Origin of the sequence: Streptomyces sp. S.PB5 (assembly GCF_030403745.1) — a bacterium.
In the GTDB taxonomy this organism is placed as follows: domain Bacteria; phylum Actinomycetota; class Actinomycetes; order Streptomycetales; family Streptomycetaceae; genus Streptomyces.
The window spans coordinates 40,734-65,658 of record NZ_JAQMWP010000012.1 but is presented as its reverse complement, the minus strand read 5'-3'; the positions used below and the strand labels follow the sequence as shown (position 1 = coordinate 65,658).

Sequence of the window (24,925 nt, the reverse complement as noted above, 5' to 3'; positions counted from 1 at the left end):
GCTTCTTCAGGGCTCTCGATCTGCGGAGCCGCATCATGGGCATTACGTTCGCTCCTCCAGGCCACAATCATCTAACGAGCGCGACGGCATCGAGCATCCGTCCATTCGGTGGATGTTCGGCGGTGTCCCGTCCTTGCTGCGGAAGACCAGGGCCCGGACCCCCCAGAACCGCAGGACAGTGGCCAGCGCCATGCCGAGTCCGGCGCCGGAGACGGTGTCCGCCCGCTGGGAGGTGAAACCGAGGCCGTAGTGACTGACCGCGAGACACAACAGCTGGACCAGGGCGCCGGCGAGGTGCACCGCGAAGAAGACGGCGTACGGGCGCAGGCCTCTGGCGCGAACGTGCCGATAGGTGCCCAGCGCGTTGCCGACGTAGGCCACCGAGCAGGCCACGAGGAAGGAGAGCGCCTTAGCGGTCAGGGGCCCCAGACCCGCCGGCCCGCGCAGCCAGACGAAGAGGGTCAGATCGACGCCGTAGGCGATCAGGCCCACGGTGGCGAAGCCCAACAGTTCACGCCGGCTCACCAATGGGCCACCGCCAGCGCATACATCACCGACCAGGCCAGGGCGATCAGGACCAGTGCGCGGTCGCGCAGGACGACTTCCTCCGGCTCACCTGCGGTGCCCCGGTCAGCGAAGACGGCGTACCTCAGCACGGCAACGATGAACGCCACCATCGACATCTGCCGCCAGGGCAGAGCGCTCACCTGCGTCGCCGAGTCCTCCTCCAGCGTCCACAGGCAGTAGCCGAGAACGGCGACCCCGGCCGCCAACTGCCACACGAAGCGCAGGTAGCCGGTCGTGTACTCGGTCAGCAACGCGCGCGTGGCCCCCGCCTTCCCGGCCATCTGCACGGCTTCCGAGTAGCGCTTGGCCGCCACCATGAACAGCGCCCCGAACCCGGTCGTGATCAAAAACCAGCGCGACAACGGGATCCCCAGCACGAGTCCGCCCGCCATCGCCCGCATCAGGAACCCCGTCGTGACGACGGCCAGATCGACGACGAGGACATGCTTCAGGCTGACGCAGTACGCCAGTTGCATGCCGATGTACGCCGACAGGAGCACGGCCACCGCCGGCGTCGTCAGCCAGGCCGCGGCCGCCGGCGCCAGCACCGCCAGCACCCCGCCCACCGCGTAGGCCACCCTCACCGGGACCTGTCCGGCGGCAACTGGACGGTGCCGCTTCGTGGGATGCGCCCGGTCGGACTCGGCATCGCCGGCGTCGTTGACCAGGTACACGGCAGCAGAGCAGGCGGTGAACAGGACAAACACCAGCGCCACTCGGCTCAGGGCATGCGCGGAGAACAGCTCACCGGCCGCCGCCGGCGGCGCCACCACCAGGACATTCTTGACCCACTGCTTCGGCCGGGCCGTCTTGACGAGCCCCTCCAGGAGGCCGCCCTGGCGCGGAAGTTCGGGCCGCGCATCGCCGGTCCGCTGGGTAAGCGGGGCCGTCTCAGTCACCGGATCCCCGCATCCACCGGGTCCCCACGCGTGCCGCGAGTGCCCCCAGGACGGCACCCGCCGCCACGTCCGAGGGGTAGTGCACGCCGACGACCAGGCGGGAGACACACATCGCGGCCGCCAGCGGCATCATCACCGGCGCTCCCAGCGCTCCGTAGGCGACCGCCGCGGCTACCGCCGACGTGGCATGCGAACTGGGGAAGGAATACCGCCCCGCGCTCCGCACCAGCGGCACGACATGCTCCGGACGGGGGCGGCGCACGACCCGTTTCACGCCCATGCTCACCACATGCGCGCCCGCGACAACCGCCGTACCGCGCAACCAGGCACCGCACCGTCCACGATCCGCACCGGCTCCCGCCAGACCCGCCACCAGCCATACCGCACCGTGCTCCCCCGCCCAGGACACGGCACGCGTGGCACTCGCCACCCGCGGGTCCGTGCCGTATCCGCGCAGTGTCGAGAGCATCCGGCGATCGAGATTGAGGTCGTCCATGTGAACTCACTGTTCATGCCGTCACCCCCACAGGTCCGGCAATTTTGAGCGACATTTGACCAACCACCCATTTGGACCACGGGAACTCGGTGGGACTTTCCTCTGCGGCCACACCTATCGCCGTATGATGTGATCTTTTTGAATGCGTGGTGTGGCTGACTCCGAGAAGACCTGAAGGCTCTATAAAGGGGTGACAATCCTTGCCACGGTCGTCGGCTCGCAATGAGCCATCATCCAGGAGCCCCCTTGTCTCTTTCGGTCGACTTCAGCGACCAGGAATTAGCTCAATTAGTGCGAAACGGTAACACCGAGGCCTTTGCCGAGCTGTTCAGCCGTCATCGTGATGCCGCCGCCCGGCTGGCGTCGATGCACACCAACGATGCGTACACGGCACAGGACTTCGTGGCTGAGGCCTTCTTCCGCGTGCTGCAGGCGCTCACCTCGGGGGGCGGACCCTCCACGTCCTTCCGCAGCTACCTTCTGAGGGTGCTGCGCAACCTGGTGACCGAATCGGGGAAAAGTGCAGGCAGACAGGTGTCCGCGCCCGACGTGAGCATGTACGAGAAGGAATACGCGGCGCCCGCCGCACACGAAGCCCTCAAGAACTACGAGCACCGATTGGTCTGGGAGGCGCTTGCCTCTCTGTCGAGCCGGTGGCGGACCATCTTGTGGTACACCATCGTGCAGTCCCAGCAGCCGGCCGCGATCGCCGACAGGATGGGGATCAGCCCGAACAGTGTCGCGGCCTTGTCCTACAGAGCCAAAGAAGGTCTGCGGCAGGCCTACCTCTCCGTTCACCTGGATCAGAAAAGCCATCCCATTCGATGCTCTTACTACATGGGCCGACTCGCCGCTTATTCACGCGGGCGACTCGGTGAATTCGGGTCGGAAGAGATGACGTCGCACCTCAACGACTGCGAAACGTGCGCCCGGTTATATCAGGAGATCAAAGAACTCAATCGTCTCCTGCCGACCTGAAGAAGGGCGCCTTGAACCTGATCCGTCTGGCGATCCGGCAGGCCATCCAGTCGCAGTGTCGTCACAGGGTGGGGGCCGTGCTGGCCGCAGGCAGCCGCGTCGTCGTCGCGAGCCCCAACAAATACCGGAACTCGCCCCTCATCGACCATGAGAACAGCACCTTCCACGCGGAGGACGCTGCCCTCCGCCGCGCCCGGGGCGCACCGGTCAGCATGGTGTTTGTGGCTCGCGTCAACGCCGCGTGCGTGCCCATGCTGGCGCGGCCCTGTGCCGGCTGCGTCGGCAAACTCGCTCAGGCAGGAGTGCTCAGGGCCTACTACACCGCCGGCCCGACCGCGGTGGAGGTCTTGGAGATCCCGCCGATACACTCCCGGGTGGTCCCGGACTGAGGATCTACGACAGGGCGCTCCTGGCCCGCCATGCCGACCAGGAGAGGTTCCACACACCGAAGCCGTTGTTCGGGGCCTGCGTGCCCTTGGTGTCCCGGCCCCGCACCTCGAACGGGTCGCCGACCCGCACGTGCCCGTACAGCCATCGGGCGTCGGCGTCGCTCATGCCCACACAGCCGGAACTGCGGTTGGCCCTGCCGAAGTACGGCCTGTTCCAGGGCGCGGCGTGGGCGTACATCCCCGACCAGGTCAACCGCATCGAGTAGTGGACGGTCCTGTCGTAGGCGTCGCCGAGCCCCACGGTGCTGGAACGCATGCGGATCGTGCCCTCCTTCGCCAGCAGCACCATCCTGCCGCGCCAGGAGGCCTTCTCCCCGCCCGGAGTGCCGCCCGACACGGGCACGTGCCCGACGTCGATGCCGTCGCGCAGCAGCGTCAGCCGGTGGTCGTCGAGGTCCACCTTCACGACCTGGCTGCTGCCGACGGTGAAGGCCGTCGTGTAGTCCCGTACGAACCAGCCCCCGGCGGGGCCCGAGTCAATGCCGTTCAGTTCGGCCCGCAAGGTGACCTTGGTGCCCGCACTCCAGTACCGCATCGGCCGCCAGTCGACGCGGTCCCTGCCCGACCGGTCCCGCATCCAGCCCCATGAGCCGACGGTGTTGTTCGAGGTGGTCAGCCGGAGGTGCTCCTCGACCTCGGCCTTGTCGCGCACGGGGTGGTCGAAGACGATCGACAGGGGCTGGGCGATGCCGACGGTGGCTCGGTCGCCCGGGGTCATGGTCAGCTTGTTGACCCTCCGGGGAGCGGCGGTGGTGAAGTGCGCCGTGGCCGTGCCGTGGCCGGAGCCCTGCGCCACGACCGTATAGCTGGTGCCGGGGGCGGCGTTGCGCGCCGAGGTCCAGGACGTCCCCTTCGCCGACAGCGTGCCGCGCAGCTTCGCGCCCTTGGAGTCGGTGACGGTGACCCGCCTGAGGGTACCCTCGGTAACGGTGACGCGGACGGGCCGACCCGCCCGGGCTTGCCCGCCGTTGAGGTTCACCGAGATCCTTGGTTCGGTCCTCGTGAGGCCTCGGGGACCGGTCTCCGCATCGCCGATCCCGCTCACTGCGGAATCGCTCAGGTACACGGTGAGGGCCACCACGACGGCGGCCGCGGTACCGGCCAGAGAGGTGATGCGGAACGCACTGCCCAGGTGCATACGGCTCAAGTGAACGCCCTTCGTCTGTCCCGCCCGTGGCCAGTCGTCGAGGGCCAGGTGGCGGGCGAGGCCGGCACAGGTCGCCTACTGAGAGGGGGCCGCGACCGGATCGTGACGCAGGTCCTCCGCCAGGCCGCGGCCATGTTCCTGGGGCACACACCGGCATCACCAGGAGAGTTTGATGCGGGGTCTTCGCAACGCGGGAGACGGCGGGCCGCCTTCGGAACGCTCCGTCTTGCGTCCTCTGTTTCCCGGGCCGAGCGTACGAGGATCGATGGCCTCGGCCGGGGCTCCCCTGGCGTACAGACCGTCGGGAACGCTGTCGCGGTCGTGGGGGAGCAGCCAGAACACACGCCGCTTGAAGGTCCCGGAGGAGCGTGACGCCTTCGCCATGGGGCCGAGTTGGGCGTAGCCGACCATACGGCCGTCACGGTGGTACGCCGGCTTTCCACGACGGCTGGGAAGCCTGTCCAGGCTCTGCCGGACGTAGTCGAGGCCGGTGACGTCCTCGAGCCAGACGAGTTCGATCTCGTGGCTGATCTCGTCTTCGGTGATCAGGGAACTCATACCTTCACCTCGTCGGCGGCCAATCCGATGCCCGGGTAGTACTTACGCGAGTTGGACAGGATCATTTCCTTGGGTGAGGCGAGCCCTACCAGCTCGCGCGCCCGTTGCGCGAAGGCCCGGGAGGAGATCGCGGTGGCTCCCTCGTGTTCGCACCACGCTCTGTAGGCCCCGTAGAGGGTGCCTTGCTCGACCCTGTGGTCGGGCCGCTGGATGCAGCACTCGTCGAAGAAGCGGGCCGTGTGGTCCTCGGTCTCGGCGTAGGCCCGGGTGGCGATGCGTACGCGTTCGGGGCCGGTGAGGTCCTTGTCACCGGCGAGGTAGCGGTGGGCGCCTTCGATGAGCCAGTTGAGGATGCCCGGCCCTTCCTCGGTGACAAGGATGTCAGCGAGGTTGTCGACCTTCCGGCCATCGGAGACGACGCGCTCGAACGGGATCAGGCGCATGCGGCGCCAGAACGCGAAGCCGCCGGTGCCCACTTCGGGCCGGTGGTTGCCCAACAGCCAGAGCTTGTGCGTGGGTTCGAAACTGAAGAAGTCCTGCCTCATCCGGCGCGCCTTGATCCGGTCACCACCCGTCAGCAGCTTCACCCGCCCCTCGTCGAACTTGTCGCCGGGCTTGACCTCGGAGCAGACGATGACGCGCCGACCGTGCAACTCGGCGAGGTCGGTGGGGTGACCTTCATAGGTACGCGTCATGAGGAAGCCCGGCGGAGCAGCGTCGGCGTAGTCTCCGAGCAGCTTCATCAGCACGTCCAGCAGGACGGACTTACCGTTCTTGCCCGCTCCGAAGAGAAACGGCATGACCTGGCCACCGACGTCCCCGGTGACGGAATAGCCCAGCAGCAGCTGAAGGAAGCGGATCATTTCCCGGCCTTCGCTGTCGTCGCCGAAGGTGTCGGCCAGGAATCGCCGCCAGCGCGGAATGGGCACCTGGAGTGGGCCGACCGCCGTGGAGCGGGAGTGGAAGTCCTTGATGGGATCAGGCTTCTTCACTCCGCCAGTGCGCAGGTCGACGATGCCGGCCGGAGTGCACAGGGCGTAGGGGTCGGCGTCCAGCAAGGTGGCGTTCAGCACCATGCCGGGGGCGGTTTTGGCCTGGGTGAGCATGGCGTTGATGCCGGACGTGGACAGGGCGCGGCGGCGGTGCTGCTGTAATGCCTGCGGCGTGTGCCGGCCCAGGGGATCGGTCACCGCGATGTTCTCGGCGAGGTCGCCGGCTGCCCACAGCACCGTGTCGTCCTCGTCGACCTGCCACCGTGTGCCGTCCCAGCGGTACCAGCCGAGGCCGGGCACATGCTGGTAGTCCCTGGCGTACAACTTGACGAAGAGCTTGGCCATGCCGCGGTCGCTGAGGGTGTCGGGCAGGAGACCAGCCGAGGTCACCTCGCCGGCGAGGGGCTTGTCACCACCAACAAGCGGGGTGGCCAGGGAGGTTGGTTTCTGAGCGAGGATCTGCGCGGCGACAGCCTGGGGGTCGAAGTCGAACAGGACGTTCTCGTTGCCCGGGAGGGTCACGAACGCCTCCCGCGGTGCGGGCGGTGCTGCGCCGCGGCCGTCGGACCGGTGCAAACCGCCTGTTGAGCGCGACGTCCCGGAGCCGGGAGTCCGCCGGCCACTGATCCGCCGACGGTCCGGGCGGCGCGGTTGATCGCCGACATGCCACTCACGCATGTGCGGTCACCAGGGGCGCGGACATGACCGCCGCGCTTGTGTCTCCCGGCGGCCCGGAACGGGACAAGGGCGGGTCGGTGGATCTCCTCCCCCAGCGCGGAACAGGTCCCGGAGTACGCACCTACGCCGGGAATCACAAGGACGCCCCGGCCGCCGATCGGGATCCCGGGCAGGCGCCGGTTGCCCAGGACCGCCGTGCCGTCCCGCCCACGACCGACGGCCGGTGGCCCGCAAGCGAGCCCGAGGGGATGAGGTGGCCGATCCGGGGACACGTACGGCCTGGCTCTCATCGGTGACTGCCGGGCAGCGACTGAGGCATGCGACGGTTCCTGACGTGAGTCGCTGGGGGAAAAAGGCAGCGCAGCAAGCATCTGCTCCCTCAATCAGCGACCGAAGCGACTCAATGACGGACGCAGACTAGCGAAGCTGTGGTGGGGCGACGGGGATCCAGAGTCGAATGGAGTAGCCATCCAGATGATGTGATCCATTGCCGGGGTCTCCGGTGGCCGCCCGCCGCCACAGCGACCGAGCCCTTCGGTCAATCCCATCGTCCTGTGTGAAAAAGCCCAGGCCAGAGGGGCGTGCGAGCTTGGCAGCGACTGCACCGACCGAAGTCCGCCGTAGACGAGGCCCGTGCGCGCACGCGTATGTGTTCAGTTGTCGAACCTCCGTCCGTGACCTGACTGACCGCCCCTGTATGACCTGCGCGTTCCACCTTGCCCGGGAGGGCGACCGGGAGCCTGTGCCGGTCGCTGCCGCGCAATCACCGCAGTCGGGACGCGCGGCGGCTCAAGGGCGGCAAACCGCCGAATCACTTCATCACACGGATGAGGAAGATCACCCTCCGGTGGCACCGGACAAACGTCTGTTCCCCCTCCCGATCCCCTTGCTCTCCCGCCAGGAACACCAGTTCGCGTCCTGAAATAGCGACAACTGCCGCGCCGAAGTCGTTCTATAGAAAGGTGAGCCACCTGTGTTTATCGCAGTCGTATTTCGCATTCAGCTTTTCGCGCACCGCAGTTGGCGATGGCGATCAACCCGTGACCAGGGATCTCATGCGAGTGGCCGAGGCGCGGCGGATGTGCGGCGCGAAGTTGCGGCACTGGGGGTTCGAGCAGCTGATCGACCCCGCTCTGCTGCTCCTGAGCGAACTGGTCACCAACGCGCTCCGGCACGGGTCCGAGGGCCGGATCGGGGTGCGTCTTTCACATACCCACCGGGACGTGCGGATCGAAGTACGGGGCGGCCCGGTGAAGGCATTGACGGCTCGCACTCCCGACCCTCTCGACGAGGGCGGACGCGGCCTGCTGCTCGTCGACACGATCGCGGACGTGTGGGGAGTCGACGAGACAGGCTGGGTCTGGTGCACCATCGCGATGGCATCGCACAGCAGTTGACCGGCGGAGGCGTCACCTGTTCAGATCACCTGTTCGTCACGCTAAAGAGGCATTGACGTCTTACAAGCATGTCCACCTCAGATGGAAGGCAAGTAAGACAGATGAACAGGCATCTTTCACAGCGGCTGCTTGCAATCGCGCTCACGGTAGGCGGTGTGACCGGGGGCGCGCTCGGGTTGGGCGCTCCGTATGCCGCCGCCGCGGCGGCTCCCGACGGCTTCGCATGCGACGGCCAGATCTTCCAGTCGGCCGGTTCCAACACCGAGGTAAGGCTCTACACGGGCGCCCAAGGGCCGGGCACCATCTCCTTCTCCCCGCTGGGGAAGAAGGGGCGCGGCTACAACGCCATGGGTGTGGACCCCACCTCCCGGTCCATCTTCGCGATCCGCCGTGGCGACAACCATCTCCTGCGGATCAACAAGACCGGTGCGTTGAAGGATCTCGGCACCATCACCGGCTTGCCGGGCAACCACAACTACTACATCGGCGGGTTCGACAAGGCAGGCGAATTCTACGTCGCGGGGTACAAGACTCCCCTCTACAAGGTCGACGTCAAGGCGCGCAAGGTGGTGGGTCAGAAAAAGCTGAGCTCCCCGCTGCGCAAGGGCGTGGGTGACATCGCGATCGCGTCGGGCCACTTCTGGGCCGGCGCCCAGGACGGCACCGTCCAGCGCATCGATCCCGTGAACGGAAAGGTCAGCAACTTCCGTCGCATCCTGCCGACCGTCCGTCAGGGGTACGGCGGCGCCTTCACCTACGGCAACAACGACCTGGGGTTCTTCGACAACGGCGGCACTCTCCATCGCCTCGTCGTGAAGAACCCGGGCAGTGCCACGCCCGCCTTCACACGCGTGTCCTCGCAGAAGGCAGCCGCCGCAAGGGCCGTCGACGCGACCGCGTGCTTCGTGGCCCGTGCGGACCTGGAGGTGGACAAGATCGCCCCCGCCTGGGTCACGGAGGGCCGCTCGATCACCTACCAGATCGCGGTGAAGAACAACGGCCCGGCCGACTCCTCGGGCTGGACCGTGACCGATCCGCTGCCGACGGGGATGAAGAACCCCAAGAGCACCACCCCCGGCTGCACCGTCGCCAACTCCCAGCTGTCCTGCACGGGTGGACCCTTGGCCCGGAACGAGACCGCCTACATCACCGTCACCGGCACCGCCCCTGTCCCCGGCGGCGTCTGGTTGGACAACGTCGTCGGCGTCCGGGGCAACGACCCCGACCCCAAGCCGGACAACAACACCTCCAAGACGACCACCGAGGTGGTCGCCGTACCGATGGTCGACCCTGCCTTCGGGGCGGCCACCGTCGCGGGAGCGGGCGCCATCGGCGCCGTCCTCCTCCGCCGCCGGCGCACCACGCACCAGGCCGGGAAGTAACCCTTCCGCAGCGCTGTCAGGGACCATTCAGGAGGCGGAAGGAACCCGTGCTCCCGGGTGGCGGGCCGAAGCGTGACGGCTTCTGTGCAGCCACCCGGGAGACGGGCGGAACACCGCCCATACCCCGAGTAATTGGGGCACCGGTGCGGACAAAGGCGCAGGCCGGAACGGTTATCCGGACCACGGGAACCGATAAAACGCGCGTCCCTCATTATTGACATCTCGTCAATAATGAGGGACTGTTCGTGATCTTCGTCAAATTGAAGAACAGTTAACGAGTTGACTCGTAACTGCCGCGTGATTGACGCGTTGGTCTGTTCATGAGGGTGTTGCAGGGAATCCCCCACCGTGACGGCTCCTGATGGTGACTCTTTCGAACGCGTCGGCGCGTCCGGACGGGAGCCGATCCTGATGGCGGCAGAGCGGCTGTTCGCCGAGCGCCGACTTGTCGCGGTCTCGCACGGCCGGCCCGACGAGGCCACGGCACAGGGTGCCATCGGCTCGGCCGGCTACCACTTCGGCACCAAGGCCGATCTGGTGCGCGCGATCGTCCGCAGTCATGGGGAGCGGATCGACCGGATCCGGGTGCGGATACTGGCCGAGACCGGTGACTCCGCCGACTTGCACGACTGGGTGAGCTGCCTGGTGCGGCCGGTCACCGAGCATCTGGCGGTCCTGGGCAGCCCCAGCTGGTACGCCCGCTTCTCCGCCCAGGTGATGACCGATCCCGCCCTGCGTGACATCGCGGAGTTCGCCCCCTCCCCCGCACTGAAGCAGATTCTTGACGGGCTGCGTCGATGCCGGACCGGACTGCCCGCCGAGGTGCACGCCGAACGCGCCGCCATGGCCCGCCAGCTCATCGTGCATGTCTGTGCCGAGCGTGAAGGGGTCCTCGCCCTCAACACCATGAGGCCCCGGCCCTGTTGGCGGGACACCGCCACCAGCCTGACCGACGCGATCGTCGGCCTGTGGCTGGCTCCCGTGACAAACCGATCAGGAGGAACCGCGTGAGAGAGACCACGAGGAAGCTGAGATGGAAAGTCCTCAAGGACCGATTAGAGACCGAGGTGGGTCACTACACGGTCGCCGTGGCGGAACGGCTTCTCGCTGACGGGTTACCCGTCATTTCCGTTTACGCCTACGCGGCCTACGACGAGCACGAGATAAATGACGCCGACGTCGAAGGAAGCATCCACTTCAGCAGGGAATTCCAGTCCGGCCTCAACGGACCGGCGGAGTCCTTCCTCCACTGGGTCGGCACATCGGGTTGGTGCTACCGCACCATTCAAGACACCGCGAGCGCCGACTCCCCCGGTGAGAGTGCACGCTGGCTCAGCGCGGGCTTGCTGCCTTCTCCGGACCGAGTGGCCGCCTTCGTCTCGGCGATTCGCGTGGATCCCGAAACCGCCGGAAGCGACGAGCGTCCCTTCTACCGGGCAGCCTGCGACCAGATGTACGAACTGACGGCCGGCCTCAGCCCGTATGCTCCGGGACCATGGCACAGTCCGCTCGCCCATGTCAACTACGAGTACCGCTTCATCGAGGCACAAGGCTCCGCATACCGCGACCGTGTCATGAAGGAACTGGTCTCCGGCGACGACCGGGTTCTCTTCCTGCCGATCCGCAACAGTGAACTGCACGCACTGCGCCTGCTGTTGGACTACACCGAAGCCGTCGCACCCGTCACCGGTCCCTACGATCTCGCCCGTAGCCTCGCCCAGGACCTGTCCAGGCGGACGCCCGGAGACCACCGCAGTGTGCATGAGCACTGCCAGGCACGTTCATCGGTCGCTCTGCAGGAGGGCCACTATGACCGGCACGCGTAGCCGGCGTCGGGCCCGGCCTGCTCAGTGGCATGGCCGGACCCGACGATGCGTCAGTGCCTGTTCAGAAGTCCCAGATCAAGTCCGGTTTCAGCAGCAGCAGCCGCAGATTCTCCGTGCCGACGCGCACCCGGTGGGAGGCGATCCGGTCCTTCTGACTCGTGTTGCGCAGGATCGCCTCGGCCTGAAGCAGCGCATCGGGCAGAGAGCGGTCCACGTAGCAGTTCACCCGGGAGTCCCCGCTGGCCTTGAGCAGCATGTTGAGGTTCTTCGTGGTGATGCCCAAGGCAGGCCCCCGCTGGGGAAGCCAGTACGCCGCGGGCCCTTTGCCCTCCCAGCCGCTGCCGTCCCGCTTCGCCACCAGGCCCTGGTCCTGTTCCACCTGCCCGGACACGGCGGGACGTACGACACCCTTGTCGTCGCGGATGTGCAGCCGCCCCCGGGAGAAGGCATTGCGCAGGACTTCGCCGACGGCGGTGGCCACTCCGTCCTGGGCAGTGCTCTGGGCGTCCATCCGGGCAGCCTGCCGGACGAGCGAGGCGGCGAGCGGCGCCGCCACGACGTCGACCAGCTCGGGCAGGCTCGTGTCCGTGACCGCCGCGACCAGACCGAGGCCCGACAGCATGGCCACCGCCGCGGTGATGACACCGTCCATCGTGTCGCCCGGCTCCGGCAGCACGGCCTCCAGGTGGGGGTTCAGCAGCTCGAACGCCTGGTCCTCGAGACGGGCGAGATGGCTGTCCGCGTCCGGCAGGGCATGTAGATGGGCGATGATCCTGTCGCCGATCGTGCGGAGTGGCACGGTGAGGCTCTGCCCGCCGCCGGACTTGTACCAGCGCCAGTCGACCTCGCCGCCGTCCCGCGAGAGATAGACGACGACCGAACGCCGATACAGGGACTCCTGCATGGTGGCGGGCAGCATCTGCGCGGCGATGACGGGGATGGACCGGATCCGGTTGGCCGGCTTGGCCGTCAGATCGCGGTTGCGCCGTCCCTTGATCTCCGTCGCGTTGCCCGCTGCGCGGATGACCAGTTCCAGCTTCTTTTCCATCTCCCGCACCTGTGCGGCGGACGAGGCCCGAGTGAGCGGGATGTCGTCGAGGAGAGTCGGCATGTCCCCCTCGAAGTCGAGCGCGCACTCGATGTCCGTCGCGGTGCTGCTCATGCCCTTGGTCGGAACGGGCGGCCACGCATGAGGACGCGTGGTGAGCAGGAGACTGCGTGCGGTGTTGGCGGCAGATGTCTTGCCCGAGTTGGGCGCTGCATCGAGGACGAAGGCCGCCGACACCGGGCGCAGCGAGTAGGCGAGGGACCGCGCCCCCACCGCTAGTGCCATGAGAGATGCCCAGCCATGGGCGGCGATGTCGTCGACCGCTCGGCGGCACTCCGCGTCCGTGGCAGTCCGCTCGAGCGGGACGGCGGCCTGCCGCAAGGGTTCCGGAGCTCCGATGACCCGGACGAGACGGTCGCCGGGATGGCAACGGCCGTCCGCGTACACATAGGTCAGGCCCGCGTCGGGCAGGCGGTGCCAGCCGGTGTGGGCCACCACGGGGGTGCGGGGCAGCCGCTTTCCCTGGTCGGTGATGATGTTGAGGAGGACTTCGCGAATAGCGCGCGAGGCGGCCCCACTGTCGTCGCTGAAATCGTTCCAGCCGTCGGCGGTGCGCAGGTCCGCCAGGCTCTTGGTGAGGGTGTCCGCGCCGATGGTGATCGTGTAGTAACGGCCCGCGGACTTGCCGTCCTCACCGATCAGTACCAGGCGCTCGGATACGTACGGCGCCCAGTCCAGGACGATGTCCCAACCGCCGTCCTTGCCGCGGTTGGCCTTCCAGACCGCGCCATGGTCCGCACCCGCCTCGTAGTACCAGCCGGCGGATCCGATGACCGGCCGGCCGGGAGGGCCCTCCTCGAGGTCGCGCGGTTCTGCACGGACTGATTCGCGAGTTGCGCTCGGCTGCGGGCCAAGGGATTCCCGGACGAAAGTTTCAGTCGTCACCGAACCTCCTCCCGGAACACGATCCGGGGAAGTTGCCGGGCCTGATCGTGGACGATCTCGGCCAGAAGATCCTTGAGCGTCAGGGTCTGCCACAGATCGATGGTGGTGAACTGCTCCCAGCCCTTGCCGTCCGGAAGATCTTTGTCGCACAGCAAGGCCAACTGGCGATTTACCCGCACCACATAGTCATGCCTCTGGCATGTGCCATCGGCGTTAAGGGCGGCAAGTCTGGCGAGTACTTCCGGGCACCAGGACAGCACTTGTCCCGCGTGATCTCTGCATTGATTCCAGATGCCACCGCTCTGGCGCTCCGTCGGAACTGCATACCACCAGCCCCGGGCACCAGGAACTGCCGTTTGGGCAGGCGCAGTTCCTTCGTCCAAGGGTGGAGATGCCGTGGAGACGACATTGAGGAGACTTGGGTGTCGGCTCCCCCGAATTGCCGCAGACATAGGTATTCTCTTTCTCCTAGCAGTGAGTTCACCTTTGTCGGCCCATGATCGAACATGGATCCGAGGGGTGAACCATCTGTTGACACCGGCCCGATTGCTTCTCGGCAGACGCGGCGGGCCGGTGTCCTTCCCGACTAGGCAATGGCCGTATGGTCAGCGCACTCTTCTTCGTATCTGGCGCGCATGATGTCCCACACCAGAGCCTGGAGTTCCTGCGCGGCCCTGATGACCGCTTGCGGATCCTCCGCGATGAAACGCGCCGACCGTTCGGTCAGCAGTCCGACGGACATCGCCGCAGCCATACGCTGGCCGTTCTCCAGGGAGATCCCTCTGCGGACCCCCTGTCCGGGTACCCCGGCGGTCGCGGCCACCGATGCGACCGTGGGCCGCGTGACCGCACCTGACATCTGGGCGATTTCCCCGGATGTGAGGCCTGGACGTCGGTCAGGACCCCGGTGTGATGGGCTCCCCAAGGCATCTCCCTCGAGTCGGTACGGAAAATTGACCAGCCATCAACCTACCGCGCAGATGGGCACCTACGAGCCGTGACCCGCTGGGTTCCGGGCCAAGTTCACCGTATCGGGTACACACCCCTCCAGGCTGATTTACACATTCAACTTCGACGGCACGAAGTCGATCCCTTTTCATCACAGTCGGACAGACTCATGGCGGCAATTGCCCACAGCACATGGTCTTGTGGGCGCACAGGCGGAACACAGACTTCCGCATTCTGCGAGCGAGAACTTCGCCAAGACGAGGGCCCGGCCCATCAGTTGGCGAGGCGGTAGGAGTGGAGGGACTCGAACCCTCACGTCACAAGACACCGGGACTTGAATCCGGCGCGTCTGCCAATTCCGCCACACTCCCCAGGAGGGCAACCAGAATACTCCTTCCTCAAGTCGCTTCACTTCACCATGAGTCGTCCATGAAAAGTGACGGAATCGTGTAGACACCGCAGAGCGCGACGAGGCGCGGACGAGGAGGTGGGGTGCGCTCCGCGTACACCGGGGCGCAATCGGGCGAGGGCTCCCGGGCATGGTGCCCGGGAGCCCTGTCTCCCTCGGAGGTGGTGCTCAGTCGGTTGCTACACGGGCATCGCCTCGCCGGCACCGCGTCGGCGACGCAGAAGGACGGCACCGCCGAGCACTGCCGCAGCGGCCGCCGCCCCACCGATGGCCGGGTCGATCACCGGGACCGCAGGCACGATGATCTCCTCGCAGGACCGGTTGTTGTCCATGTTGGGGTCGGTCTCGTTGCCCTTGACGTTGATGCAGTTGGTCAGCTTGATCTCGGTCTCGGGCTTGGGGGCGTCGCCGCGGACGGTGATGGTGTGGCTCTCCCCGACGTCCAGCGGACCGCCGGTGCAGGTCAGGGTGGTGCCGGCGATGGCGCAACCGGCGTTGAAGGTACGGGCGTTGGTCAGCCCGTCGGGCAGCGGGTCGGTGATGGTCCAGCCCGAGGAGCGGTTCGGCCCGTTGTTGGTGACGATGATGTCGTAGACGATCTCGCCGCCCGGCGTCGCCGGCTTGGGCTTCCCGATCTTGATCACGGACAGGTCCACCTCCGGCTTCATGAAGCCGAAGTCGGCGCTTTGGTCATTGTGGCCGGCGCCCTGCGGGGTCACCTCGATCGCCGGGAAGGGGTTTCCGCCCGTCTCCCCGTTGGAGTCGACCTGGTCGTTGTCACCCTCGTTCGGCCGGGTCGGTGCCCAGCCGAGCAGCGGGCCACCGTCCTTGTAGTCGGCCGGGTTGTCCATCTTGATGGTGTACGTACGGCCGTACTTCAAGTCCTCCGGCTCGACGTTCTTCGCCACCGTGGAGTCGAAGTAGTACTCGCCCCGCTCGTTGGTGACCGCCGTGCCGATCTTGTTGCCGTCGGCGTCGTAGATGTTGACCGTGGCACCCACGACCGGCTTCTCGCCCGGGTCCTGGATACCGTCGCCGTCGGCGTCCTGCCAGACCCGGTTGCCGATCTGGAGCGGCGCCTCGTCACACAGGACTTCGAGGTCGGCGATGCCGCGCGTCTTGCCGAAGTCCTCGTTGAGGTAGTTGCCGTCGGTCGACGTGTTGGCGGTGCCGGTGTTGCGGTCGACCCAGCGCACGCCACTGCCCGTCCAGCCGTGTGCAGTCGTGGAGATGTTGGGGTCCATCGAGGTGAAGGGGATGGTCGTCTCCACCTTGGACAGGGCCAGACCGCCCTCGCTGACCTCCCGGTGCATGCCGGCCGACCAGTCGCCCGGGTAGAACTCCTTGACGTTCGGCTCGTCGTGTCCGCCGTTGGTGGCCGGGCTGGCGTTGTTCTTGCAGCCGCCGTTGCCGTCCAGGACGAACATGTGGTTTCCGCCGCGGCAGGCCCGGTTGATGTCACCGCCCTCGAACGCGGTGGTCGCAGGGGCGTTGGGAGTCGCGGGCAGCACCCAGCCGGTGCGGTCGGAGAACCGGTCTCCGAAGCCGACGACCATGTCGCCGTTCGTCTCGAAGACGATGTCGGACAGGATCGGCTCCGGGTTCTGCATCGCGGCGCCGGTGCACTGGTGGCCGTCCTGGGTGGCGGGCCGGACGTTGCTCCACGGGTACCAGGTCGCGCCGAAGCACCTGCCGTCCGCCCCGTAGTTCGTCTCCATGCGGGGGTAGTTCAGCGGCTGGTCCATGACCGTCCCGGTGAACTGGCCCGTGGTCGGGTCGAAGACCTGCACGACCGCCCGCATGTCGGCCTTGCTGCCGGTGGACTGCGCGGAGCAGACACCCCCGACGTAGACCTTGCCGTCCTTGAAGCCCAGGCCGGAGGGACGCCAGTCGCCCGGCGCGGCACAGCCCGGGTCCTTGATGGGGTAGGACGCCTTCGCCTGGGCGGCAGTGGACTGTGTGGCGTCGTAGCGGTACAGCCTGCGGTCGTGCAGGTTGACGACGTACAGGTCCTTGCCGTCCGGGCTGACATCCAGATCGCCCAGCGCTTCCTTGCCCACCACCGGGCCGAACGCCTCGTCCATCCGAACACCCAGCTGGTGCTGGGTGACGCCGGCGTTGGGGACCCGGGTGAACAGCGCGGTCTGCTTGGTGGCCGGGTTGGTCCGGTAGATCGCGCCCGGACCGCCCGGACCGTACACGGTGCCGCGCTTGGCGTAGGCGGCGGAGAAGAGCTGCTTGGTCACCCGGTTGTAACCGATGCCCCACACCGTGCCGGTCTGACCCTGGTTCGCCAGGTCGGTGAGCTGGTTGTAGGTGCCCCGTGCGCTGTACGGGAAGGACGTCAGCGTGCGCTTGCCGGCCGGCGCCGACGTCGGGATGCTGGCGTTCATGCAGGCCGTGACCAGCGTGGCGTTCTTCTGGCAGTAGTCCTCCGGGCTCCAGAACGAGGTCGTGATCTCCGCGTTCTTGCCGGCTGACAGGTCGACGAACTCCACGTTCGACGACAGCTCGGTCGGATCGATCAGGTCTTTCCTGGGCGAGGCGAACCCGGGGAAGAGCACGCCCTGCTCGGGGTTCTTGACCTCGACGCGGTACTTGCCGCCCGCCAGGCTGCTACCCGGCGCCAGCTTCACCGTGCCGTCGGTCTGTGTGGTTCCGGTGATCGACCGCCCGTCGGCATCGGTCAGCACCACCTGCACCCCGGCCATGCCGGGTTCGAGCGCCTGGTTCCACTTGCCGTCCGCGTTCACCTCCCGCACCACGCGAACGGTCGCGCTGCCGTCACCGGTGTCAGCGGCGGCCGGCGCCACTGACGCCACCACCCCTGTCACCGCAAGCGACGTCGATAACGCCGCGGATAACCCCAAAGACATACCGCCGACCCACCGCCGGCGTTGCCGTAACTCCATGGCCAACCCTTCTCTGGTGGCTCAAATCATTTCCCGATAAGTCTCTGTGCCGATCAACACGCACTTGTCACCGCAACGCCGGAAAATCACCGAAGCGAAGGAAGAATTGCATCGAACGCCATACGGGGCGTCATTTTCCGGAGGCAGTGCCCCTCCGAGCATCGAGGAAATCCGGACCGAGGGTTCGGCTCGGAGCGGGCGTATCTGCGAGAGGTTATCCATGCGAATTCCGTTCGGTACCCGCCATCCATTACGCCGGCTGTCACGCCGTACTAGGGTTCTGGCGCTGGCCATTGGACTGACCTGTGGCGCCGTGGCCCTGGCCAATTCCGGCGCGGGTGGTGAGGGGCCGCGACCGGTCACCCAGTCCGAGGCCGAGCGGCTGGCCATGATGCGGTTCAACGTCTATGAAGGCGGTCCGCACAGAGTGACCCTGACCATCGACAACGGCACGGACTCCTATGTGGTGCGCGGCCTGGTCGACTACCGCACACACCGTGCCGTGGGATCGTACGCCGCCGGAAAGGCGGGGCCGGGGCAGCAAAAGGGGCTGATCGCCTGGGACTTGAGTGGTCTGGCCGTGGCCACGGGCGCGAAGGGAACGTCGCCCTCGTCAGGAGTGGCGAAGATCGTCAGGGCCACCGCCGAGGTTCCGGACGCACGCTGGTCGCCACGTGCCTACGCCGGCTATCCCCTCGACACCGCGTTGCGCGTGATGATGGCGCTGGGAGCGGACCGGCCGGACAACGCCCAGCTGCTGGCCCAGTCCGGGCCACTGCGGCTGGGAGAGAGCACGCTGCGCGGGACGTCGTACACACGCATCTCGGGACCGCGGCCGAAGCCGCAGGTCGGCGGTGAGGCCGGGAAGACGGCCTCACCGCAGCCACGGCCCACCGGGACCTCCCCCCTGACGTACTGGGTCGACGGGCAAGGGGAACTGGGCCGCCTGGAGATCAGGAGCGGGGGCACCGAGCGGCCCGTCACGGTGGACTTCACCGGGCACGAGACCCGGGTGAAGGTGCCGAAGGAGCCCTGGGGAGAATCGGCCCCTCGCGGCAGGTGACGCCGGCGGTCAGTCGCGCGGCTTCGGCAGGACGTACGACGCCGGGTCGACCGCGCCCGGCAGGTGCAGCGCCGGACGGACGGGGGCGTGGACCGCGTCGCGCATACCGGGCTGGGCCGGTGGCGGCGCGACCTCGCGGAAGGACGTGCCGGGCGGAATCCTGTCGAGTGGCCGCGCACTGCCGGGAGTTGCCAAAGCGGTGTCCCGTGCCGAGCAGGACGTCAGGGCGCGGGGCAGCGGGTCGGGGCTGGTGGGAGCGCGACCGTTGTCGGTGTAGCAGTTTCCTCCGGTGCGGGCCGCCAGCACGGCGAGGCCCAACTGGCCTTCGTCCACGGCGTTGTCCTCGATCCGGTTGCCGAGAACCGGGTAGCCCTGCTCGTCCCGCAGGACGAAGGCGCCCGCGCGATTGCCCTCCAGCCGGTTGCGTTCGAAGCGGTTGTGCGTGCCCCCGCTGATGCCGATGCCGATACCGAAGCCGCCTTCGGCCTGCTCGGGGCTGCGGTCGTCGTTGTTGTCGCTGATCGTGTTGCCGGCGAACACGGCGTCGTGCTGGGGGCCCAGTGCTTCCAGATTGTTGGACAGCACCGTCATGCCCACCCGGTTGCGGCGGATGGTGTTGCCGAGGAAGTACAGGTCTTCCGACGCGTTCGTGACCTCGATGCCGACCGCGTTGTGTTCGGTCAGGTTGTTCCGCACGACCGTGTTGCAGGGCTTGCACTGGCCGACGTAGATGCCCGAGTCCGACTGGCCGGAACCGTAGGAATGCTCGATCACTCCGTCACGGGCGTCGAAGGCGTAGATGCCGTAGAGCGCGTTGTTGTACGCCGTCACGTAGGAGGCGCGAAAGCCGCGCAGGGCCGGGAACTTGGCGGTGTCCAGGGGGTCGTACTCCATGCCGCCACCGGCCCCGGCGCCTTGGAGTGTCTCGTCGGTGACGCCCGTGAACAGCAGCCCGTTGGCGAGGTTGTTGCGTACGGTCAGGTTCTCGACGACGGACGCCGCTCCGGTGACGGTGATCCCGTTGGTTCGCTTGAACTCGCCGTCCACCACGACAGTTGAGCGCTCGGTTCCCCTCAGCACGATCCGGGGCGAGCGGATGGTGACGCTCTCCCGGTAGACACCCGGAGAGACCAACACCATGTCGCCCGATCGGGCGGAATCCACTGCCTTCTGGATGGACTTGAACTGGCCGGGGACCCGTAAGACCGCGGGCCGGTCACTGCTCGACGGCCGGTCGTCCGCCCCCGTCGGACCGCATGCCCCCAGGCCCGGCACGGCGATCAGCAGGCCGAGGGACAGAGCCACGCGGCGTTTCGAAACGAAGAATCGCATGGGGCAAGGTGTAGCGTCAGGCACGCCGCAGCGGCTCACCATCGCCTCCCCCTGCCCTCATGTGCCCCGCGAGGCAGCGCTGTCTGCGCCTTGTCCTCCTCGTGTGACGAACCCTGGAGCGCCGGTGATCAGCACGCCCTCCGACAGTCCTCCGCCGACCCGCCGCTCCTTGTTGACCGCCACCGCGGCGCTCGCACTGCTCACCGCCGGCTGCGCGGAGGAGACACGGCAGCAGGGTTCGAGACCCACCGAGGACAACGCCGCCAGGAAACGAACCGATTCGCGCAGGGCGCTGTCCCGGCAGGGGGGCATCAGCGGCCCCCAGCCCCTGCACGCCACCATCGCCGCCTACGATCTGGCACCGCACCACGGTGGCTCCGCCGCCACCGCCGTAGGCGGAATCCTCGAGCACTGGTCGGCACTCCGGGTCCCCGAAGCCGCCACCCGCACCATCGCCCTGGGCCCGGCCCTCTACCGCAAACTCGGCCTCACGGCTCCCGCCAGGCTGCGGGACATCCCGGCCTTCTCCCGTGACCGGCTCGATCCGCACCGCGGCGGCGGAGACATCCTGGTGCAATTGTGCGGGGACGATCCGGAGGCTCTGACCGAGCTCTCCCGTCGGCTCACCGCGTCGTCCGCCGGGACACTGCTGCCGCGCTGGCGCGAGCGCGGGTTCCTGCCCGCGCACCCGCCTGGGGAGACCCCTCGCAACCTCTTCGGGTTCAAGGACGGTACGGAGAACCCGACCACGGCCGAGGCCGAACGCTGGGTCTGGAATCCGGACGGCAGCACGTACCTGGTCTACCGGCGCATCCATATGGACGTCCCCACGTTCACCGCGCTCTCCCACGGCCGTCAGGAAGCCGTCGTCGGACGCCAGCGCACCACCGGAGCGCCGCTCGGGGGCGATCACGAGCACGATCCGGCGAACCTCTACGCCAAGACCGCCCAGGGCCGCTACGTCATCCCCGCCGACGCGCACGTGCGTCTGGCCCACTCCCGGCTCGACGGCGGTGCCCGCATGCTGCGCCGCGGCTATTCGTACGACAACGGATCCGACGACCGCGGCCTGCTCTTCCTCGCCTACATGCGTGACCCCGCGCTCTTCGCCCGCGCTCAGGAGCGTCTCGACCACTCGGACGCGATGAACCACTTCGTCGAGCACCGGGCTTCCGCCGTGGGCTATGTGGTGCCCGCCACCGGCGGGGGACTGCTGCCCGGCCGATAGCGGCTCAGCCGTACGACAGGTCGGAGCACGGATCGTCGTCCGCGGAGCGGACGTTGTCGGTCACCGACGTGGGCACAGCGGTCGGGACAGGCGGGACCGAGGCGTCGGCGGTGGCGTAGGACCGACCCAGGATCACGTTGATGCCCGACGCGCCGATGAGTTGCAGCCGGGCGTCGGGGAAGAGCCGGGCCACTGCCGCCGCCTGGGCGTCCAGGCCCAGCCCGTACTGGATCACGGTGGTGGAGTGATCCTGGTTGCTGGCGTTCGCGGTGCCGGTGACGGTGAAGCCGTGTTCCGTGAGCGTCGTGGCGGCGGCCGAGGCCAGGCCGGAGACGGTGGTGCCGTTGTAGACGGCGACACCGATGCCGTGTCCGGCGACGCTCTCGGTGGCGCTCGGCGAGGCGGGCGCGATCGTGGTGGTCGTCTCCTTGCCGTCGAGGGCGCGGTCGGCCTTGAGCGCGGCCCACAGTTCGGCGGCGTCCGGCTGTACGACCGCGACGCGGGCGCCCTCGTAACGCCAGGGCATCGTCACGAACTTGGTGTCGCGCAGGTCGATGCCCTTCAGCGACATGGTGAAGGAGAGCAAGTTCTTCGCCGTTCCCAGACCGGGGTCGACGGTCATCGACCGTGCCGCCGCGTCGGCGAGCGGCAGCAGTCTGGCAGGGGTGAGCCCCTCGCGCTTGATCTTCTTGACGAGGCCGGCGGCGAAGGCCTGCTGACGCTTGATCCGTCCCATGTCGGAGCCGTCGCCGATGCCGTGCCGGATGCGGACGTAGGTAAGCGCCTTCTGCCCGGATACGGTCTGCACTCCCTTCTTGAGCAGGAGTTCGCCCCGGGTGGTGCGGTCGGGGTCGAGGTCTCTTTCATAAACATCCTTGGGCAGGCACACCTCCACGCCGCCGACCACCTCCGTCAGGGCCGCGAAGCCCTTGAAATCGATGACCATGGTGTGGTCGACGCGCAGACCGGTGAGCTCCTCAACGGTGTTCTGCGTGCAGGCCGGGTTCCCCTCCTCCGTCTGCCCCACCGAGAAGGCCGAGTTGAACATGGCGTCGGTCCTGGACTTCGTCCATGTGCCGTCGGGCAGTCTGCACGGCGGAACGGTCACCAGGGTGTCCCGCGGGATCGACACCACCACCGCCTGTTTGCGGTCCGCGTAGATGTGCAACAGGAACGCGGTGTCGGAGCGGCCGATGTCGTCGTCGCTGCCACCGCCCAGCGCGCTGTTGCCGTCGTTGCGCGCGTCCGAGCCGATGACCAGGACGTTCTCTCCCTCCGAAGGACCGGCTTCGGGACGGGCCTTGGACAGTCCTTCCTCGCCGAAGGAGCCGATGGCGCTGTTCAGCTTCAGACAGATCCAGCCCACACCGGCCATGCCGAGCACCGTCACGACCAGCGTGACAAGCAGCGCGGTCCGCAGGGGGCCGCGTCTGCGCGGGTTCTGCGCCCGGCCGGGTGCTGTGGCCTGCTCGCTCGCAGTGGTCATCCCTACGCCCTCATCCGTCCGACTCATACGGAGAGAGCGAGGTGACACCGTCCCATGACGGCGGAAGGCGTAACGATGCGATCACGGCGTCCGGCAGGCGTGCTACGGGTCTGACCGGACAGGATCCCCGCCGAGGACCGCCGACGTCGCTGACATCGTTATCGCACTCATCGTGGTGCCGCCCTCGTTCCTCTGGTGAAGCGGGCGTGGCGGTAGACGACTTGGCCGGCGGGCACGGCCAGGAGGTCGGCGGTGCCGGGTTCGGCCGGGTACGCGGAGACGATCGCGGTCCAGGCCGCTTGCGGCTCGCGGCGGGGCAGCCGAGCCTTCGGCGTGTGGGGTGGGGCGAGTTCGAGAGTCACGGCAGTCGCCTGCTTTCGTACGCGTTGGACGGGAAGGGCCAGGAGTCCCGTGGGTCAGGCCTCTGGCCTCTGGGTTGATGAGGTCGAGGAAGGGGAAGCAAACGCCGATCCAGCGGACTTCGCGCTCGTGCAGGACTCCGTCGGAGCGGATGGCATCGCGGGAGACGGCGATGGCTCCGTCGGCGAATCCTGCTCGCAGCAGGCCACGCACCAGCAGCCATCCGTCGTGTCGCGAGGGCGAGAGCTCCTCGCGCGGACCGGCCGCGTCGTGGATCTCGTACCGTACGTCCCACGCGCCTTTGGCGAAGGCGTGCAGCCGGTCGTGGTCCGTGCCGGGGCCGTCGCCGATGCGCGCCGAGTTGTAGGAGATGGCCTTCGGCGCGCGCGGGTGGCCCGGCTTGTCGAGGGGCGGCCCGTATGGGGGCTGTGCGCAACCGCCTGAGTTCCAGGTCGGCGTGATGGCGGTTCGGATCCGGCCACCGGTTCCTTTCGTCCGGCCCCTGTCCCCTTGCAGGCGACGCACCCGTGCCGTACTCGGGTGGTGAGGGGCCTCGTCTTTCCCCGCACGGAGGCCTTTCGGACATACGAAGCTTTCCCCTCAGGGGCAACACAGGGTAGTCACATAACGTAGACGCTTGGACACCTTCGGTAACACCTGCACCACGGTCCCGCATACCCCTTCAATTCGCAACCAATTCCGGCGACATTCCACCGCCTTCAGCGGCAGACGCCTCCGATGCGGACACGCGCACACCAAGAACGGCCAACTGCCATGACATTTACGTCAGTTGCAAAGGCGCAAGAGGCAAACGGACCCGACCGCGACCAGCCGCCGCAGCTCCAAGCGACCCCCACCCGCGTCGCGGACGCCGCACTGTCCGCACCCATGCCCGTTTCCGTCCAAAAAGTGATAATTACTTCACGTCTCGCGACACGAGACCTCGGGGATCCGCCGCCTGTCGGGCCGTCCGGCCGGCAGGCCCGTCACAGGAGGGTCCATGCACCAACTTCACGCACAGGACGACACGTCAGCGCCGGGCACTCTCATCTGGCATGCCCTGCGCCCCGGCAGCACGCGCTTGTCACTGTGCGGTCTGCTTCTCGAGCCACGCCCGAACGCGTTACCCGCCCGCTCGGACGATCCGTACGCCTCCGACCGTTACTGCCTTTCCTGTATGGAGACAGTCCGCGCGGCCATGACCGCCACCATCCGACAGCCCACCGCCGACTGAGCCCTGGAACCGGACAGCCGAAGGCCCGGGGAGGAAGCTCCCCGGACCTTCGGCACGTGCGGTGCAGCTGTGCTAGCCCATGAGCTCAGCGAGCTCGAAGTCGGCAGGGTCGATGGGGAACTCCTCCTCCTGCTGCGGAAGCGTGGACGGGCACTCGCCGCCGGACAGCGTGACCATCGGCGCCGGTCCGAGAATGCTGATGGCGTTCCCGCATACCGTGATCGGGATGGTCACCGGCAGTTCGAGCAGGTTGTCGGACAGAGCCGACGTCCCGGGGGCCGGGTCCTCGGCGGGAGCGGCGGCAGCCCCCATCGCACCGGACAGGATCAGCGAGGCGGAGGCTGCCCCGAGGACAGCCGCCTTCGTCATCTTGCGCACGTTCTCTCCAGATCTGGTTGGACGCTTCCTGGCAGGCTGTGTGTCAGCGCTCGCTCAAGAAGCCACGCGGAGCACGCCGGGTCCGTGGCACGGCCAGGATCTCGGCAGCCCGAGATGAAAGAGTCCGGAGAAAACGCATCATGACGCGGGGCGTCAACGCATGCTGACGCCGGCTCTCAAGTGATCAGACCAACCCGAGTTGGCGCATGCTTG

The 24,925-nt window shown here is 67.6% G+C and carries 22 protein-coding genes and 1 tRNA gene; 8 read left to right on the top strand and 15 right to left on the bottom strand.

Annotated features, from left to right (window positions below; translation table 11 throughout):
- Positions 1-42 precede the first annotated feature (42 nt).
- The 3 genes from PH203_RS29665 to PH203_RS29655 are packed head-to-tail and all read right to left on the bottom strand — an operon-like array spanning position 43 to position 1,962.
- Positions 43-525: a GtrA family protein gene (locus PH203_RS29665; RefSeq protein WP_289923732.1), complete on the bottom strand. Its 483-nt coding sequence runs from the start codon at positions 523-525 to the stop codon at positions 43-45.
- Positions 522-1,466 carry a decaprenyl-phosphate phosphoribosyltransferase gene (locus PH203_RS29660; RefSeq protein ID WP_289923731.1) on the bottom strand — a complete coding sequence of 315 codons (945 nt, stop codon included), beginning with the start codon at positions 1,464-1,466 and terminating at the stop codon, positions 522-524. Before PH203_RS29660 ends, PH203_RS29665 begins: the two co-directional genes overlap by 4 nt.
- Complete coding sequence (locus tag PH203_RS29655) at positions 1,459-1,962, bottom strand: phosphatase PAP2 family protein (RefSeq protein WP_289923730.1); 504 nt, start codon at positions 1,960-1,962, stop codon at positions 1,459-1,461. Before PH203_RS29655 ends, PH203_RS29660 begins: the two co-directional genes overlap by 8 nt.
- Positions 1,963-2,208: 246 nt before the next feature.
- Here PH203_RS29655 and PH203_RS29650 point away from each other — a divergent pair, with 246 nt between their 5' ends.
- Together PH203_RS29650 and PH203_RS29645 are read left to right on the top strand one after the other, a co-directional pair.
- Positions 2,209-2,940 (top strand): sigma-70 family RNA polymerase sigma factor, encoded by a 732-nt coding sequence (locus PH203_RS29650; RefSeq protein ID WP_289923729.1) that lies wholly within the window; start codon positions 2,209-2,211, stop codon positions 2,938-2,940.
- 11 nt (positions 2,941-2,951) lie between these two features.
- On the top strand, positions 2,952-3,329 hold the full coding sequence (locus tag PH203_RS29645) for a deaminase (protein ID WP_289923728.1): 378 nt from the start codon (positions 2,952-2,954) through the stop codon (positions 3,327-3,329).
- Between the two features lie 4 nt (positions 3,330-3,333).
- Here the strand turns inward: PH203_RS29645 and PH203_RS29640 are convergent, their stop codons facing one another.
- The 3 genes from PH203_RS29640 to PH203_RS29630 all read right to left on the bottom strand — a co-directional run bounded on the left by PH203_RS29640 (position 3,334) and on the right by PH203_RS29630 (position 6,608).
- The gene (locus PH203_RS29640; protein WP_289923996.1) at positions 3,334-4,527 is read right to left on the bottom strand and encodes an Ig-like domain-containing protein; all 1,194 of its coding nucleotides are present in this window, start codon (positions 4,525-4,527) and stop codon (positions 3,334-3,336) included.
- A gap of 165 nt (positions 4,528-4,692) precedes the next feature.
- Positions 4,693-5,094: a DUF6009 family protein gene (locus tag PH203_RS29635; protein ID WP_289923727.1), complete on the bottom strand. Its 402-nt coding sequence runs from the start codon at positions 5,092-5,094 to the stop codon at positions 4,693-4,695.
- Positions 5,091-6,608 carry a phage/plasmid primase, P4 family gene (locus tag PH203_RS29630; RefSeq protein ID WP_289923726.1) on the bottom strand — a complete coding sequence of 506 codons (1,518 nt, stop codon included), beginning with the start codon at positions 6,606-6,608 and terminating at the stop codon, positions 5,091-5,093. The genes PH203_RS29635 and PH203_RS29630 overlap by 4 nt, the downstream gene beginning before the upstream one ends.
- A 1,196-nt stretch (positions 6,609-7,804) precedes the next feature.
- Between PH203_RS29630 and PH203_RS29625 the strand changes: the two genes are divergently transcribed.
- The 4 genes from PH203_RS29625 to PH203_RS29610 all read left to right on the top strand — a co-directional run bounded on the left by PH203_RS29625 (position 7,805) and on the right by PH203_RS29610 (position 11,369).
- Complete coding sequence (locus PH203_RS29625) at positions 7,805-8,161, top strand: ATP-binding protein (protein ID WP_289923725.1); 357 nt, start codon at positions 7,805-7,807, stop codon at positions 8,159-8,161.
- A gap of 155 nt (positions 8,162-8,316) precedes the next feature.
- A complete protein-coding gene (locus PH203_RS29620; RefSeq protein WP_289923724.1) occupies positions 8,317-9,543 on the top strand; it encodes a DUF11 domain-containing protein in 1,227 nt (408 codons plus the stop codon).
- 411 nt (positions 9,544-9,954) lie between these two features.
- Complete coding sequence (locus PH203_RS29615) at positions 9,955-10,554, top strand: TetR/AcrR family transcriptional regulator (RefSeq protein WP_289923995.1); 600 nt, start codon at positions 9,955-9,957, stop codon at positions 10,552-10,554.
- Positions 10,551-11,369, top strand: a complete 819-nt coding sequence (locus PH203_RS29610) for a DUF6292 family protein (RefSeq protein WP_289923723.1) — start codon at positions 10,551-10,553, stop codon at positions 11,367-11,369. The genes PH203_RS29615 and PH203_RS29610 overlap by 4 nt, the downstream gene beginning before the upstream one ends.
- Before the next feature lie 61 nt (positions 11,370-11,430).
- Here PH203_RS29610 and PH203_RS29605 read toward each other — a convergent pair whose 3' ends face one another.
- The 5 genes from PH203_RS29605 to PH203_RS29585 all read right to left on the bottom strand — a co-directional run bounded on the left by PH203_RS29605 (position 11,431) and on the right by PH203_RS29585 (position 17,544).
- Positions 11,431-13,362 carry a hypothetical protein gene (locus PH203_RS29605; RefSeq protein WP_289923721.1) on the bottom strand — a complete coding sequence of 644 codons (1,932 nt, stop codon included), beginning with the start codon at positions 13,360-13,362 and terminating at the stop codon, positions 11,431-11,433.
- A complete protein-coding gene (locus tag PH203_RS29600; protein ID WP_289923720.1) occupies positions 13,359-13,622 on the bottom strand; it encodes a hypothetical protein in 264 nt (87 codons plus the stop codon). Before PH203_RS29600 ends, PH203_RS29605 begins: the two co-directional genes overlap by 4 nt.
- Before the next feature lie 326 nt (positions 13,623-13,948).
- A complete protein-coding gene (locus tag PH203_RS29595) occupies positions 13,949-14,185 on the bottom strand; it encodes a hypothetical protein (RefSeq protein WP_289923719.1) in 237 nt (78 codons plus the stop codon).
- Between the two features lie 414 nt (positions 14,186-14,599).
- Positions 14,600-14,681: transfer RNA gene (locus PH203_RS29590), tRNA-Leu, on the bottom strand.
- A 217-nt stretch (positions 14,682-14,898) separates the two neighbouring features.
- On the bottom strand, positions 14,899-17,544 hold the full coding sequence (locus PH203_RS29585) for an SdrD B-like domain-containing protein (protein ID WP_289923716.1): 2,646 nt from the start codon (positions 17,542-17,544) through the stop codon (positions 14,899-14,901).
- Between the two features lie 400 nt (positions 17,545-17,944).
- Between PH203_RS29585 and PH203_RS29580 the strand changes: the two genes are divergently transcribed.
- The gene (locus tag PH203_RS29580) at positions 17,945-18,694 is read left to right on the top strand and encodes a hypothetical protein (protein ID WP_289923715.1); all 750 of its coding nucleotides are present in this window, start codon (positions 17,945-17,947) and stop codon (positions 18,692-18,694) included.
- 9 nt (positions 18,695-18,703) lie between these two features.
- On the opposite strand, the gene PH203_RS29575 is transcribed toward PH203_RS29580, so the two are convergent.
- A complete protein-coding gene (locus PH203_RS29575; RefSeq protein WP_289923714.1) occupies positions 18,704-20,026 on the bottom strand; it encodes a right-handed parallel beta-helix repeat-containing protein in 1,323 nt (440 codons plus the stop codon).
- 124 nt (positions 20,027-20,150) lie between these two features.
- Here PH203_RS29575 and PH203_RS29570 point away from each other — a divergent pair, with 124 nt between their 5' ends.
- Complete coding sequence (locus PH203_RS29570; RefSeq protein ID WP_289923713.1) at positions 20,151-21,254, top strand: Dyp-type peroxidase; 1,104 nt, start codon at positions 20,151-20,153, stop codon at positions 21,252-21,254.
- 4 nt (positions 21,255-21,258) lie between these two features.
- Here the strand turns inward: PH203_RS29570 and PH203_RS29565 are convergent, their stop codons facing one another.
- From PH203_RS29565 to PH203_RS29555, 3 genes are all read right to left on the bottom strand, one after another.
- Positions 21,259-22,740, bottom strand: coding sequence for an LCP family protein (locus PH203_RS29565; RefSeq protein WP_289923712.1), 1,482 nt, complete (start codon positions 22,738-22,740; stop codon positions 21,259-21,261).
- A gap of 167 nt (positions 22,741-22,907) precedes the next feature.
- Positions 22,908-23,102 (bottom strand): hypothetical protein, encoded by a 195-nt coding sequence (locus PH203_RS29560; protein WP_289923711.1) that lies wholly within the window; start codon positions 23,100-23,102, stop codon positions 22,908-22,910.
- Positions 23,103-24,406: 1,304 nt separating this feature from the next.
- On the bottom strand, positions 24,407-24,703 hold the full coding sequence (locus PH203_RS29555) for a chaplin family protein (protein WP_289923994.1): 297 nt from the start codon (positions 24,701-24,703) through the stop codon (positions 24,407-24,409).
- Between the last annotated feature and the right edge of the window lie 222 nt (positions 24,704-24,925).